General features: G+C 68.9%; 13 protein-coding genes. 7 read left to right on the plus strand and 6 right to left on the minus strand.

What is annotated here, in order from left to right; all coding sequences use genetic code 11:
- Positions 1-81: 81 nt before the first annotated feature.
- The gene (locus ACNJ7K_RS24965) at positions 82-2016 is read left to right on the plus strand and encodes a 2-oxoacid:acceptor oxidoreductase subunit alpha (RefSeq protein ID WP_487042571.1); all 1935 of its coding nucleotides are present in this window, start codon (positions 82-84) and stop codon (positions 2014-2016) included.
- Positions 2013-3083, plus strand: coding sequence for a 2-oxoacid:ferredoxin oxidoreductase subunit beta (locus tag ACNJ7K_RS24970; RefSeq protein WP_487042382.1), 1071 nt, complete (start codon positions 2013-2015; stop codon positions 3081-3083). Before ACNJ7K_RS24965 ends, ACNJ7K_RS24970 begins: the two co-directional genes overlap by 4 nt.
- 81 nt (positions 3084-3164) lie before the next feature.
- Here ACNJ7K_RS24970 and ACNJ7K_RS24975 read toward each other — a convergent pair whose 3' ends face one another.
- Both ACNJ7K_RS24975 and ACNJ7K_RS24980 read right to left on the minus strand, forming a co-directional pair.
- Entirely contained in the window at positions 3165-4559 is a 1395-nt protein-coding gene (locus ACNJ7K_RS24975) for an amidohydrolase family protein (protein ID WP_487042383.1), read from the minus strand.
- A complete protein-coding gene (locus ACNJ7K_RS24980) occupies positions 4556-5779 on the minus strand; it encodes a CoA transferase (RefSeq protein ID WP_487042384.1) in 1224 nt (407 codons plus the stop codon). The genes ACNJ7K_RS24975 and ACNJ7K_RS24980 overlap by 4 nt, the downstream gene beginning before the upstream one ends.
- 58 nt (positions 5780-5837) lie before the next feature.
- Between ACNJ7K_RS24980 and ACNJ7K_RS24985 the strand changes: the two genes are divergently transcribed.
- Both ACNJ7K_RS24985 and ACNJ7K_RS24990 read left to right on the plus strand, forming a co-directional pair.
- Positions 5838-6887, plus strand: coding sequence for an enoyl-CoA hydratase/isomerase family protein (locus ACNJ7K_RS24985; RefSeq protein ID WP_487042385.1), 1050 nt, complete (start codon positions 5838-5840; stop codon positions 6885-6887).
- A 43-nt stretch (positions 6888-6930) separates the two neighbouring features.
- Positions 6931-7344 carry a DNA-binding protein gene (locus tag ACNJ7K_RS24990; protein WP_120280434.1) on the plus strand — a complete coding sequence of 138 codons (414 nt, stop codon included), beginning with the start codon at positions 6931-6933 and terminating at the stop codon, positions 7342-7344.
- A 72-nt stretch (positions 7345-7416) separates the two neighbouring features.
- On the opposite strand, the gene ACNJ7K_RS24995 is transcribed toward ACNJ7K_RS24990, so the two are convergent.
- Positions 7417-8436, minus strand: coding sequence for a MaoC family dehydratase (locus ACNJ7K_RS24995; RefSeq protein WP_487042386.1), 1020 nt, complete (start codon positions 8434-8436; stop codon positions 7417-7419).
- Between the two features lie 5 nt (positions 8437-8441).
- Complete coding sequence (locus tag ACNJ7K_RS25000) at positions 8442-9320, minus strand: HpcH/HpaI aldolase/citrate lyase family protein (RefSeq protein WP_120280432.1); 879 nt, start codon at positions 9318-9320, stop codon at positions 8442-8444.
- A gap of 212 nt (positions 9321-9532) precedes the next feature.
- Between ACNJ7K_RS25000 and ACNJ7K_RS25005 the strand changes: the two genes are divergently transcribed.
- From ACNJ7K_RS25005 to ACNJ7K_RS25015, 3 genes are read left to right on the plus strand one after another with little or no spacing between them, the layout of a single operon-like run.
- Positions 9533-10684, plus strand: coding sequence for an acyl-CoA dehydrogenase family protein (locus ACNJ7K_RS25005; RefSeq protein ID WP_120280431.1), 1152 nt, complete (start codon positions 9533-9535; stop codon positions 10682-10684).
- Positions 10685-10710: 26 nt separating this feature from the next.
- On the plus strand, positions 10711-11457 hold the full coding sequence (locus ACNJ7K_RS25010; RefSeq protein ID WP_120280430.1) for a GntR family transcriptional regulator: 747 nt from the start codon (positions 10711-10713) through the stop codon (positions 11455-11457).
- A gap of 28 nt (positions 11458-11485) precedes the next feature.
- Entirely contained in the window at positions 11486-11938 is a 453-nt protein-coding gene (locus ACNJ7K_RS25015) for a MaoC family dehydratase (protein WP_159417481.1), read from the plus strand.
- A 3-nt stretch (positions 11939-11941) separates the two neighbouring features.
- Here ACNJ7K_RS25015 and ACNJ7K_RS25020 read toward each other — a convergent pair whose 3' ends face one another.
- Positions 11942-13093, minus strand: coding sequence for a PQQ-dependent sugar dehydrogenase (locus ACNJ7K_RS25020; RefSeq protein WP_487042572.1), 1152 nt, complete (start codon positions 13091-13093; stop codon positions 11942-11944).
- Positions 13093-14154, minus strand: a complete 1062-nt coding sequence (locus ACNJ7K_RS25025) for an alanine racemase (protein ID WP_230790589.1) — start codon at positions 14152-14154, stop codon at positions 13093-13095. Before ACNJ7K_RS25025 ends, ACNJ7K_RS25020 begins: the two co-directional genes overlap by 1 nt.
- Positions 14155-14187: the final 33 nt, after the last annotated feature.

A 14187-nucleotide genomic window follows, 5' to 3' on the forward strand; every position in this document is an offset into this window, starting at 1 on the left:
CTGTAGCGGAAAGCCGATCTTGTAGCGGATGGACAGAATTTTTCGGGAGAAACGGTTGCACATGCGCGCGTGAGGGCCACGATGGAGCGCATGGCGTCGAGCGCGAAACTCGAACAGGTCGTCATCCGCATCGCCGGCGACTCCGGCGACGGCATGCAACTCGCCGGTGACAGGTTCACCGCCGAGGCGGCCGCCTTCGGCAACGACCTGGCCACACAACCCAACTTCCCCGCCGAGATCCGCGCACCTCAGGGCACTCTTCCCGGGGTCTCGAGCTTCCAGATCCAGATCGCCGACCACGACATCCTCACCGCCGGGGACCGGCCCGACGTGCTGGTCGCGATGAACCCGGCGGCCTTCAAGGCCAACGTCGGCGATCTGCCCCGAGGTGGCACCGTCATCGTCAACAGCGACGAGTTCACCAAACGGAACCTGAGCAAGGCGGGCTACGACGCCGATCCGCTGGGTACCGACGCCGTGGAGCATCTGACCGTCCACGCCCTGCCGATGAGCACGCTCACCGCCGGAGCCGTCGAACCGGCCGGCGTCGGCAAGAAGGACGCGCAGCGTTCGAAGAACATGTTCGCGCTCGGTCTCCTATCGTGGATGTACGGGCGGCCGATCGCGCCGGTCGAGACGTTCCTCGAGCGCAAGTTCGCGTCGAAACCCGACATCGCGCACGCGAACGTCCTCGCCCTGCGCGCCGGCTGGAACTACGGGGAGACCACCGAGACGTTCGCCACGACCTACGAGGTGGCCCGCGCGTCGCTGCCACCCGGGACGTATCGGCAGATCACCGGCAACACCGCCCTCGCCTACGGTCTCGTCGCGGCGGGTCGCGCGGCGGGGATGGACGTCTTCCTCGGCACCTACCCGATCACCCCGGCCTCCGACATCCTCCACGAATTGAGCAGGCTCGAACGCTTCGGCGTACACACCTTCCAGGCCGAGGACGAGATCGCGGGTATCGGCGCGGCGATCGGCGCGTCCTACGGCGGCGCGCTCGGCGTCACCAGCACGTCGGGCCCGGGGATAGCCCTGCAATCCGAGGCCATCGGACTGGCGGTGATGACCGAGCTGCCGCTGATCGTCGTCGACGTCCAGCGCGGCGGACCGTCCACAGGCCTGCCGACGAAGACCGAACAGGCCGACCTGATGCAGGCGATGTTCGGCCGCAACGGCGAATCACCCGTCGCGATCGTCGCTCCGCAGTCGCCCGCCGACTGCTTCGACGCCGCGCTCGAAGCCGCGCGCATCGCGATCACCTACCGCACCCCGGTCATGCTGTTGTCCGACGGTGCGATCGCCAACGGATCCGAACCGTGGCGCATCCCCGACATCGACGACCTGCCGCGTATCGATCCGCGCTTCGCCGGGTCGCCGGGCGACGACGACCCCGGCTACCAGCCCTACGCCCGCCATGCCGACACCCTCGCGCGCGACTGGGCGATACCTGGAACCGCAGGTCGCGAGCACCGGATCGGCGGACTCGAGAAGGCCGACGGCACCGGCGACATCTCGTACCACCACACCAACCACGAGTTGATGACCCGACTGCGGGTCGCGCGGGTGGCGGGCATCGACGTCCCGGATCTCGACGTCGACGACCCCACGGGTGACGCCGAGGTACTGGTGCTCGGCTGGGGTTCGTCGTACGGGCCGATCGGCGAAGCCGTGCGCCGCGCCCGGCGGGCAGGGCATGTCGTCGCCCGTGCGCACCTCCGTCACCTGGCGCCGATGCCGAAGAACCTCGGCGACGTGCTCGGCCGCTACCGGCGCGTGCTGGTCCCCGAGATGAACCTCGGCCAGCTGTCGTTCCTGCTGCGGTCGCGGTTCGACGCCGACATCCAGCCGGTGACGAAGGTGGCGGGCATGGCCTTCCGCGCCGACGAACTCCACGACGCCATCGAGGCCGAGTTCGCCGGAACACTCGCCGACACCGAACGATCCCGGACACCGGCCGCGGTCGCCTCGTCGACGAAACTCGACCCCACAGCAGAGAGGGAACGAGCATGACCGGACTCCTCGGCCACGATCTCGGACTCCGCCCGCACACCGACGCACTCGACGGTGTGCCCCGCACGGAGGACCCGCAGAAGGCGAAGGACTTCACCTCCGACCAGGAGGTGCGGTGGTGTCCGGGCTGCGGCGACTACGTCATCCTCGCCACGGTCCGCAGCCTGCTGCCCGAATTGGGTGTCCGGCGTGAGAATCTCGTGTTCGTCTCCGGCATCGGCTGTTCGTCGCGGTTCCCCTACTATCTCGACACCTACGGTGTGCACTCGATCCACGGACGCGCCCCGACTCTCGCGACCGGTCTCGCGGTGACGCGCCCCGATCTGTCGGTGTGGGTCGTCACCGGCGACGGCGACGCCCTGTCGATCGGCGGCAACCATCTCGTCCACGCCCTGCGCCGTAACGTGAACATGCGGATCCTGTTGTTCAACAACCGCATCTACGGCCTCACCAAGGGGCAGTACTCGCCCACCTCGGAGGTCGGCAAGGTCACCAAGTCCTCACCCGGCGGGTCGGTCGACGCGCCGTTCAACACCCTCTCACTCGCGCTCGGCGCCGAAGCGTCCTTCGTCGCACGTGCTCTCGACTCCGACCGCGCCGGGCTGACGGAGGTCCTGCGCGCGGCAGCGCACCATCGCGGTGCGGCGTTCGTCGAGATCCTGCAGGACTGCCCGATCTTCAACGACGGCTCGTTCGACGTGCTGCGCAAGGACGAAGCGCCGTCGCATCTGATCCCGCTGCGGCACGGCGAACCGATCGTCTTCGGGGTCGACGACGAGCTGTGCGTCGTCAGAAAGGGTTTCGGCCTGCGGGTGGTGCAACGTTCCGAGGTGGATGCCGCCGACATCGTCGTGCACGACGCGCGCACCGACGACCCCGAGTACGCGTACGCACTGTCGCGGCTGTCGGACCAGGACCTGCGTTACGTCGTCACGGGGATCGTGCGGCAGGTCGCGCGGACGACCTACGACGACGCCGAGCGCGCCAGGGTGCGGACCGCGCAGGAGGCCGGTACCGCCGACCTGCAGCAGTTGTTGCGGGGCGACAACACGTGGACCGTGCCCTGATGGCTGTATCCGCTACCGTCCTGGTCATCCGCTACGGCAATTTCCGAATTTGCTGTAGCGGATAGCCGAAGTTGTAGCGGATCAGGCGTGGTGGACGACGCGACCGACGATGACGGTCGCGCGGACCATCTCCGCGGTGGGTGCCGCGAGGGCGTCGACCAGGGGGCGGTCGAGAAGGACGAGATCGGCCGGCGCGCCGACCCGCACGCGACGGGCAGCACCACCGGGATCGTCGAGCGGGGCCAGATACCGGTCGAGCGCGGTCGCGGCAGGGATGCGTTCGTCCACTCCGACGACCTCACCGGTCGGGCACGTGCGGGAGACCGCGGCGGAGATCACCGCCCACGGGTCGGCGGGGCCGTAAGGGGCATCGCTGGACAGCGCGACCGGCACGTCGCCGTCGAGGAGACTCCTGCAACGGTAGAGGTCGGGCAGGTCGACGGCGGGCACGTCGCGGAGATAGGCGTCGCCGCGGTCGGTGAGGAAGCCTGGCTGGGTGACGACCTGCAGGCCCAGGCGCCTCAGGTCGTCGATCGACTCGGCCGGGATGAGGGCGCCGTGTTCGATGCGGTCGCCGGGGACGGTGCCCACCTCGGTGAGGACGGCGAGCAGGATCGCGAACGCCTCGCGACTGACGCAGTGCACCGCCACCCCGCGACCCGCATCGTGGGCGCGGCGGATCGTCGTCGCGAGGTCGTCGAGGTCGGGCAGTCCGGAGTCGGCGAGCACGATCTTGTACGGGCCGGCGGCGAACGTCTCGGAGTCGACGAAATCGAGTGGCGCACCGAGAAGCCGGATGTGTTGCGGGACGGACCCCTCGACGTGGGAAGCGTGGAGGTGTTCGAGGGTCGACGGGGTGAGGTCGGGCGTCGCGTCGGTGAGGCCGGTGATGCCGTAGGACGCCAGTTCGACGCCCACATCTGCGAGCGACGGAGGGCCGGTGTCGGGTAGCCGGTCGCGGAGCCATGTGTCGGCGCGCCATACCCGTCCTGTCGGATGTCCCTTCTCGTCGCGTTCGACACCGGGGTGATCAGCGGTCGCGAGGCCCGTGAGCCCGGCGGCAATGGAGTTCAGGAACCACACTGCGCCACTGCGATGTTGGATGCGCACGGGACGCTCGGCGTGCAACGCATCGAGCGAGATGGAATCCAGCAGACCCGCAACGTCTTCCGAATACCCGACGCCCCGGATCCATCCGTCGCCGGCCGCGCGTGCGAGTGTGCGGGCGAGTTCGTCGGCGGTGCGGACGGCAGGCGGACCACAGCGGACCGATGCGCGGTCGGCCGCGAGAGCGTGCAGGTGGATGTGGTGGTCGTGCAAGCCGGGAAGCAGTGCGCCTCCACGGCCGTCGACGACGTCCGCAGACGTGGGCACCGGCACGTCCGACCCGAGGGATGCGACGATCCCGTCACGGATGAGGACATCGGTTCCGCCGACGCCGTCGATCTCGACGTCGCGGACGACGAGGACGCTCACGACCGGATGCCCAGATCGGCGAGTACGCGCTGGGTGTCGCGTCCGGATTCGGCGACGTCACCGGAGATTTCACGCTTCTGCGGTTCGGTGACGGCGACGCCACCGTCCGCTGTCTGCAGCACCCACTGCTCGCCCTCGCGGATGGCGGGTTGCGAGATGGTCGTGGGTTCGTCGAGAGTCGCCGCGACGACAGCGGACATCGAGATGTCCCAGAGCTTTCCGCGCCCGTCGGGTGGCGCCGACATGGCCAGCGCAGCGGCGGTGAGACCCGTGAGGGGATCGGCGATCGCATCGCCGACGAAGACGGGACCCTCTGCGTCGTAGGCGATCAGGCCGGCGGAGGCCGCGATGTCGTCGCCGAAACCCACGCGGTGCGAATCCCGTCCGTGCGCGGTGATCGAGATCCACGTGGTGCCGTCGTCGACGGCCTTCGCAGCGTCGAGGCCGAAACCGGCGAGTGCCCGCGGTCTCGACGCTTCGATCACGATGTCGGCCGCTGCCACCAGTTCCGCGAGTTCGCGTCGCTGCGTGGGATCGTTTGGGTCGAGCACGACGGATTCGTGTCCGCCGTGCAGGAGCCGGTAGAAGTCGGCATTGCCGCGACGCGCACCGTCCGGCCGCGACGGTGTCTCGACCTTGACGACGCGCGCACCGGCGAGACCGAGCAGATGCGCGCACAGCGGCCCGGCCCACAAGGCGCTGAAGTCGACGACGAGCAACCCGTCGACCGAGCGCGGTTCCGACGGCGTCAGCGGAGCGGCGACGCCGTGGACGACGGGTCCCGCGGCGATCCCGAGCAGTTCGGCTCGCTCGGCCAGCTCCGCCCCGGTGTGTTCGACGAGCCAGTCGGCGACGGCGGGCCACGGATCGTCGGGGATCTCGTCGCCGATCAGGGCGCCGAGCAGGAGCGAGTCGTCGGGACGCGCGCACGAGACCGCCGCCCACCCGTCGATCGTCGGCAGCAGACGACACGCACCTCCGGCCGAGACTGCCCCACCGCGACGATGACCGGTGAACGCGGCACGCTCGGACAACAAGCGCGCACCGTCGACCTCGACGACGCCCCCGGAGGCGGCGGCGATCCACGCGGAGCGCTCGCGCGCAACAGTGGCGGCACGGCCGGGAGGAAGCAGTGGGGGACCGTCGACTCTGCCGGTCAGGGAGGCGATTCCGCTGTCGGCCCAGTCGCGTACCGGGTCTGCGGCGAGGTCGGTGGCCACGACCGTGATGTTACATTTCGTGCCGGATGGGGCCTGGTGGAGTACAAGGACGGACCATATGGACACGGCACGAGCGATGCTTCTCTCTGCTGCGGATCTGGCGAACGGCGCGGCGGGAGAGCCCCTTCTCGGTGAGGGCGGTGTGGTCTCCCGGCCGATGGTCGTCGTCGATCTCGACGGAGACATTCCCCTGATCGAGCGTGCCGTCGAACAGGCCGCGCTCGCCGACCGGATCCTCGTCGGCCGCGCGACCCGTGAGGTTCCCGCCGGGGTCCGGCCGTTGATCGACGCGCTCGACCTCACCTACGCGCCGGTCGCTTCGTCCCGCGGCGTGGTCGAGACACCGGACCCGGATGCGAGCATCGCCACCTTCGCCGAGGCGGTCGCCGCGAACCCGCAGGCCGCGCTGGTGGCACGGCAGGTCGCGCGGGCCTCGGAGACGCTCGCGGTGCCGGAGGCGATCGACGTGGAGTCGCTCGGCTACTCGACGCTGCAGGGCGGACCCGAGTTCGCCGCGTGGCTTGCCGGACGCGGCCCGCGCCCGCTGCCTCCGCCCTCGGACGAACCGGTGCTGATCGCCCGCGAGGGCGACCTCCTGCACATCACCCTCAATCGGCCCGAGCGCCGCAACGCCTACGGAACGGTGCTGCGCGACGCTCTTGTGGACGCTCTGCGCCTCGCGGTCGTCGACGACAGCATCGAACGGGTGGTGCTCGACGGGGCGGGGTCGTCGTTCTGCGCCGGAGGTGATCTCGACGAGTTCGGCCGCACACCCGACATCACGCTCGCGCACTTCGTCCGCACACGTGGGGGAGCGGGTCGTCTCGTTGCGCAGCTCGCCGGTCGCATGGAGGTGCGGTTGCACGGTCACTGCATCGGCGCGGGGATCGAGATCCCGGCCTTCGCGGGCAGGGTGGTCGCGACTTCCGGCACCGTCTTCCGTCTCCCGGAGGTCTCGATGGGTCTCATCCCCGGGGCAGGGGGGACGGTCAGCATCCCGCGGCGGATCGGCCGGTGGCGGTCGCTGCACCTGTTCGTCACGGCGGCGCCCCTCGACGCCTCCCGTGCACTCGACTGGGGATTGGTGGACGAGATCCGCGACATGTGAACAAACTGTTGACAACAACTTGTTCACACGCGATCCTGGATTCATGTCCGAGGACGGCTTCACCCCACCGAATCCGAGTCGCGAACGCGCCCATCGTGAGTACGCGGGCCTGTTCCGAATCGCCGAACGGCACGGCAGTACTCCCGAGCAACGGGCCAGGCAGTCGCACCCCGAGATGCTCGACCCGCTCGGCGCCATCCGTCTCGTCGCGGCACTGGCGGGCGGCGTGCACAGTCCCGGCCCCGACGAACCCGAAGTCGACGACGCCGACGTCATCGCCGCGCTCGGCCTCGTCCCGAAGGCGCGCGCCGAGATGGACCAACTCGAGGCGTTGATCCTCCGGATCGCGCGGGAACGCGGGATGACCTGGCAGGAGATCGCCTTCGGCCTGGGCCTGGGAAGCACCCAGGCGGCCCGGCAGCGCTACGAACGCCTCGTCAAACGGGTCGACGCATAACGACGAAACCGACGTTGTGCGCGATTTCTCAAGGGATTTCGCGCACAACGTCGGTCTCGGCAGCGGTGGCCGTCAGGCCATGAGAGCGGTGAACCGCCAATCCAGCACGGGCGCCGGTTCGGCATCACCGCGGTCGCCATTCGCGGCACCGCCGCGGTGTGCGTAGACGAGCGACCGAAGGTTCAGCACGCCACCACCCTCCGCGAGAGGCTCGGCGGATTCGACGTGCAGATCGCTGGTGAGGGTGTCGCCCTCCTGCACCGGACCGGTGTGGTCGCACGACTTCCAGCCCAGAACCGTCACGAGATTCGGCAGCGCGCGCGTCGCCTGTGAGAAGGCCAGGCCGATGGTGTGGCCGCCGTAGACGAGACGACCGGATGCGCCGACCCGCTCGTCGTGGTGCGTCGCCGCGATGTTGAGGCTCAGGCGCGCGAGTTCCGGTGCGCTCGAGACGACGTCGCCGCTGGACTGCAGCACGGCACCGGCGAGGGACTTGTCGAAGTGCTCACCCGGCACCTTCGAGCGGTAGACATCCAGATCCCAGTCGGCGGGCGCGGACCACTGCGGTTCGTCCTGCGGTCCGATGGCCGACAGGTCGTCGGAGTGCACGACGCGGTCGGGGTCGGGATTCTCGCTCAGCGGCAGCATCGCGCAGCGGTAGAAGTCGAGGACGGTGTTGCCGTCCTGGTCGACGGTGTTCATGCGCAGCGCCGCGAGGCCGGTGGGTTTGCGTCCGGGCTTGGCCGAATTCTCCTTCAGCCCCACGACTTCGGTGGTGGTGTAGAGGGTGTCGCCGATGTGCGGGAAACGACGGAAACGCAGGCCGCGGTAGAAGAGGTTGGCCTTGACGTGGTGTGTGACGAGCGTGGACTGCCCGATCGCGATGTCGGTGACGAAGCCGGCGTGTGCGACCGGCCCGCCCGCGACGGCGGTCGAGAGGTGCTTGTCGAGCGGAAGACGCAGGCGGTCACCGAGAATGCTCTGGTGCGCGGCGGCGAGGCCGTCGGTGAGCGTCACGGCGGGGGCGGTGTCGAAGACCTGACCGACGGTCAGTTCGTCGAAATAGGGTCCGCCGACGTACGAGGTGGTCATGGCTTTCAGGCTCCGATCTTCGACAGGGTGCGGCGGGCGGCGACGGCGACGGCCTCGTCGAGCATCTGGCCGTCGAGCTGGGCAGCTCCGGCGCCGCGGTTCTCGGCTTCCTCGAGTGCGGCGAGGACCTTGCGGGCGGCGTCGACCTGATCGTCGGTGGGAGTGAAGGCCGCTGCCGCAGAGGTGATCTGCGCAGGATGGATGACCCACTTGCCGTCGAATCCGAGATCGGACACCCACTGCGCCGAGTGACGGAAGGCGTCGTCGTCGGCGATGCCGAGGAACGGTCCGTCGATCGCCTGGACACCGGCGGCCCGGGCGGCGTGCAGTACGCGGTCCTGGACGTAGAGCCAGTGCTCGGGGGCGGCGGTGCGGGCGCGGCCCAGTGAGGCGCCGAGGTCGGCGTAACCGATGATCACGCCGGCCACCCGGGGACCGGCGACGATCTCGTCGATGCGCTGCACGCCGGCGGGGGTCTCGATGAGGGCCTGCACCGTGACGGTCGACTCGCTGCCGAGGATGCGGTCGGCCTCGACGAGATCGTCGGCGCTCTCGACCTTGGGAATCACGATCGAGGCGAGGGCGTCGCCGAGTGCGGCGCACGCGCGCAGGTCGTCCTCGAACCAGGGGGTGCCGCGTCCGTTGATACGAACGGAGACGGTGCGCGTGGCGCCGTGTTCGCGGACCAGAGGGGCCACGAGTTCGCGGGCGGCGTCCTTCTGGGCGGCGGTGACGGCGTCCTCGAGGTCGAGGACGACCTCGTCGGCGGCGGAGGCGAGGGCCTTACCGGCTTTGCGTTCGTCGGAGCCGGGGGCGACGAGAACGGCGCGCCGGCGGAGGTGTTGCTCGGAAGACACGGGGACCTCGGGGAGTTCGGTCGGCAATGACGGCGCTAAATGTACGGCCATTGTTGGCGGTATGCCACCCCACAGAGAGGTGTGCTCATAGGAAGGTGCAGTCGTTCGTATCGTCGAAAACTTTGCAATCACGACGTCGAATGGCGGTCTTCGCGTTGACAACGTCCGAACTTGGTCCACAAAATGGCCGTACAAAGTTTCCCGGGTCCGTATGGCCCGTCCCAAGCGAAGGATGCCCCGTGACCTACCTGAACGACGAAGAGACTTTTCTGGTCAAGACCGTCCGCGACTTCATCGATCGGGAGGTCAAGCCGTCGGTGCAGGAGGTCGAGCACGCCAACGAGTACCCCGAGAAGTGGATCGAGCAGATGAAGCAGATCGGCATCTACGGGCTCGCCGTGCCCGAGGAGTACGGCGGATCGCCGGTGTCGATGCCCTGCTACGTCCAGGTCACCGAGGAACTCGCCCGCGGATGGATGTCGCTGTCGGGTGCGATGGGCGGGCACACCGTCGTCGCGAAGCTGCTCGCGTTGTTCGGTACCGAGGAGCAGAAGAGCAAGTACCTGCCCAAGCTGGCCACCGGTGAGATCCGCGCGACGATGGCGCTCACCGAGCCCGGCGGTGGCTCCGACCTGCAGGCGATGACCACCACCGCCAAGCGGGACGGCGACGAGCTGGTCATCAACGGTGCCAAGACGTGGATCACCAACGCCCGTCGGGCCGGCTTGATCGCCCTGCTGTGCAAGACCGACCCCACCGCGCAGCCGCGCCACAAGGGCATCTCCGTGGTGCTCGTCGAGCACGGCCCGGGCCTGACCGTCTCGCGCGACCTGCCCAAGCTGGGTTACAAGGGCGTCGAGTCGTGCGAGCTGAGCTTCGACAACTACCGCATCTCCGCCGACGCGATCCTCGGCGGCGAGCCCGGCAAGGGCTTCGCCCACATGATGAAGGGCCTCGAGACCGGCCGTCTGCAGGTCGCCTCCCGCGCCCTCGGTGTCGCGACCGCCGCACTCGAGGATTCGCTCGCCTACGCGCAGCAGCGCGAGAGCTTCGGTCAGCCGATCTGGAAGCACCAGTCCATCGGCAACTACCTGGCGGAGATGGCCACCAAGCTCACCGCGGCGCGGCAGCTGGCGCGTTACGCGGCGGAGAAGTACGACAGCGGCGAGCGCTGCGACATGGAGGCCGGCATGGCCAAGTTGTACTGCTCGGAGATCGCGATGGAGATCGCCCTCAACGCGGTACGCATCCACGGCGGTTACGGCTACTCCACCGAGTACGACGTCGAGCGTTACTTCCGCGACGCGCCGCTGATGATCGTCGGCGAGGGCACCAACGAGATCCAGCGCAACGTCATCGCCGGCCAGCTCGTAGCACGCGGCGGACTGTGACGACCGGCCGCTAGGATCGGTCCGTCATGGACTACAAGGTGCGGGAAACGGAACCGGCGTACGCGCAACTCGCGCGCCAGCTCCGGGAGGCCGTCGAGGCGGGACGGTACAGCGACGGCACACGGCTGCCCACGGAGGCCGAACTCGCCGAGGAGCACGGCGTGAGCCGGCAGACGGTGCGTCGCGCCTTCCAGGATCTCGTGGCCGACGGCATCGTCTACCGCGTTCCCGGCCGCGGCACCTTCGCGAACGAGTCGGGCCGGCGCTACCGGCGCCAGCTCGGCTCGATCGAGGATCTGCTCGCGTTGTCGGCCGACACGGTCATGCAGATCGTCTCGCCGCTGCGACGCGGAGTCGACATCGACGCCGCGAGCCGACTGCGTCTCGACACCGACGTGCTGTACACGGCGGTGTTCAAGCGACTGCACGACGGAATCCCGTTCGTGCTCACCACGGTTCACCTGCCCGAACCTGTCGCCGCGCACGTACTCGAGTCGCCGGAGCTCCAAGCGGGAGCGTCCAGCCGGAACACGATGATCGGGCTGCTCGAACCGCATCTCGACAGCCCGATCGTCGAAGCAGCACAGTCCATCACGGTCGCGCTCGCCACCGACCAGGTGGCGAGCGAGCTGAACTGCGAGGTGGGACATCCCCTGCTGCGCGTCGACCGGTTGTACTCGAACGACGACGGGGTGCCCACCGAGTTGTCGGTGAGTTACTTTCTGCCCGAGCACTACACCTATCGCGTCACCCTCAGGCGAGCCGGTCTCTGACCGTCGCCGCACATCGACAGGAGCAACAATGCGGGTTTTCAACGGAATCGACGAGGTCGAGAAGGCCGTCGGCGAGCACCTCGGCTACAGCGACTGGATCGAGATCGACCAGAAGCGCATCGACCTGTTCGCCGAGGCCACCGGCGATCACCAGTGGATCCACGTCGACCCCGAGCGCGCGAAGGACGGCCCGTACGGCAAGACCATCGCCCACGGTTATCTGACCCTGTCGCTGCTGCCGGTCCTCGGCACCCAGATCTTCTCCCTCGAAGGCCTGAAGATGAAGGTCAATTACGGCAGCAACAAGGTTCGTTACCCCGCGCCGGTGCCCGTCGGCTCGCGGATCCGTGCCGGCGCGGAGTTCAAGTCGCTCGAGCGCACCGCCAAGGGTGCGAACCTCGTCGTCGGATACACCATCGAGATCGAGGGTGGAGAGCGCCCGGCGCTGGTCGCCGAGACGGTCGTCGTTCTCGTCCCCTGATCGTCAGGAGATCTCGATCCGGAGGATGCGATCGTCGTCGCCGGCCGGGCTGCCGCGACCGTCTCGATTGGACGTCGTCAGCCACAGTGAGCCGTCCGGCGCGGCGACGACGGTCCGCAATCTTCCGTACTCGCCGACGAAGAAGTCGGTCGCGGTTGCTGCGGTGTCCTGAACATCGATGCGCCACAGTCGTTCTCCGCGCAGGCCTGCCATCCAGAGGCTGCCGTCGGACCACGCCAGGCCCGACGGCGACGCCTGCGAGACCGGCCAGGTGAGAACCGGATCGACGAATTCGCCGGAGCCCCCGGCTCCTTCGACCACGGGCCAGCCGTAGTTCGCGCCCGCCGCCACGAGATTCAACTCGTCGACGTCGTTCTGCCCGAATTCCGACGCCCACAACCGTCCCCGGTCGTCGAACGCGAGTCCTTGTACGTTGCGGTGACCGAGCGAGTGCACCGGCGATGCCGGATCGGGATTGCCGGGCGCGGGTTCGCCGTCGCCCGTGATGCGAAGGATCTTGCCGCCGAGCGAATTCGGATCCTGCGCCAGTTCGCGGCGGCCCGCCTCGCCGGTCGCGACGTACAGCATCCCGTCGGGACCGAAGATCATCCTCCCGCCGTCGTGGATCCGAGCGGCCGGGATGCCGTCGAGGATCACCTCCGGTTCGGTGAGCGTGGTGCCGTCGAAAACGGCTCGAAGTACCCGGTTGTCGCTGGCGGTGGTCACGTAGAGATAGACGAAGCGGTCGGTGTCGAAGGTCGGCGACACCGCGATCCCCAGCAATCCCGACTCGCCCTGCGCGAGGGTCTCGCCGACGCGGCCCACCTCGCGGACCTCGCCGTTGATGATCTCGACGATCCGGCCACTGTTGCGTTCGGTGACCAGCGCGGAACCGGTGGGCAGGAAGGCGATCCCCCACGGCGTGTCGAGTCCGGACGCCACGGTCCCGGCCACGCGGGGCACCCCGTCCACCCTGTCCGCCCCACCGGCTCCGGACACCGTGGAGGCGGTTGCGTCCGTGACGGTCTCGGTGGCCGCCGTCCCTGCGGTGGTCGCCCCTGTGATGGTCTCGGTGTCCGGCGCGGTCGATTCGGACGCGCACGCACTCAGCGGCAGTACCACCGCTGCGGTCAGGCAGGCCAGACGTCTGCGCATCACGTCGTACATCCTCGCGCGACCACCCGCCAGGTGTCCACCACTTCATCGTTCGAGATCACGATCAGTTCGTCCGCGAGGTTCACGGCATTGCAGACGTGGTTGGGAATCACCCGGACCCTGTCGCCGAGTCGTGGGCGGGTCGACGCCTCCGGCCACTGAACCGTCGCGTGGTGCTCCGACAGTGCCGTGGTGCGTGCGTCCGGTTCCCCGAGGATGCGTCCGTACCCCGTGGCCCACGCGGCCCGGTCGGCGCCGAGCACCTTGGAACCGGCATCGAGCACGACCACTTCGTCGCGAGCGGACACGACGGTCGCCAGGGCGGTCAGCGCGATGTCGGATTCGCTCACCGCGCCGAGTTCGAGTTGCTGGGCGTCGCCGAAGACGTACACCCCGGGGCGCAGTTCGGTTGCGACCGTGGGTACTTCGAGAAGAGCAGTGGGGGAGGAGCCACCACTGATCGCGGACGGCTCGATCCCGGCTGCTCGTAGCGACTCCGCTGCGGCCGCCAGAGCGTCGGCTTCCTCCCGGGCGGCGCTGCGCGGCGCGTCGGGTGCGTACGAGTGGCCGGGGAAGGTGAAGACACCGCGCACGTCGAGGCCTGCCTCACGCGCCGCCGACGCCACGGCTCCGGCCTGCTCGGGCAGCACGCCGGTGCGATGGTGGCCGCTGTCGATCTCGACGAGCACACCGATCGCGGTGCCGGCGTGCTCGACGAGTTGCTGGGCTCCGGTCGCCGAATCGATCCCGACCGTGAGGCGCACCCGGTCGGCCAGCGCACGCAACCGTGCACCGCGGGCGGCGTCGACCCACAGCGGATACGCGACGAACAGGTCGTCGAAGCCCTCTTCGATGAAGACCTCGGCCTCGGAGACGGTCGCAACCGTGAGACCTCGGGCTCCCGCGTCGAGCTGACGTCGTCCGATCTCGGAGCACTTGTGCGTCTTCGCGTGGGGTCGCAGCGACAGGCCTCGCGAGGCGGCGGACTGCGCCATCCGCGCGATGTTGCGATCGAGGATGTCGCGGTCGACGAGCAGTGCCGGAGTGGTGTCGAGATCCATGGCCGAACCGTAGACGGTCGTCCGGCTCGGCCG

It is taken from the genome of Rhodococcus shunpengi (assembly GCF_048381395.1).
Classification (GTDB): Bacteria; Actinomycetota; Actinomycetes; order Mycobacteriales; family Mycobacteriaceae; genus Rhodococcus.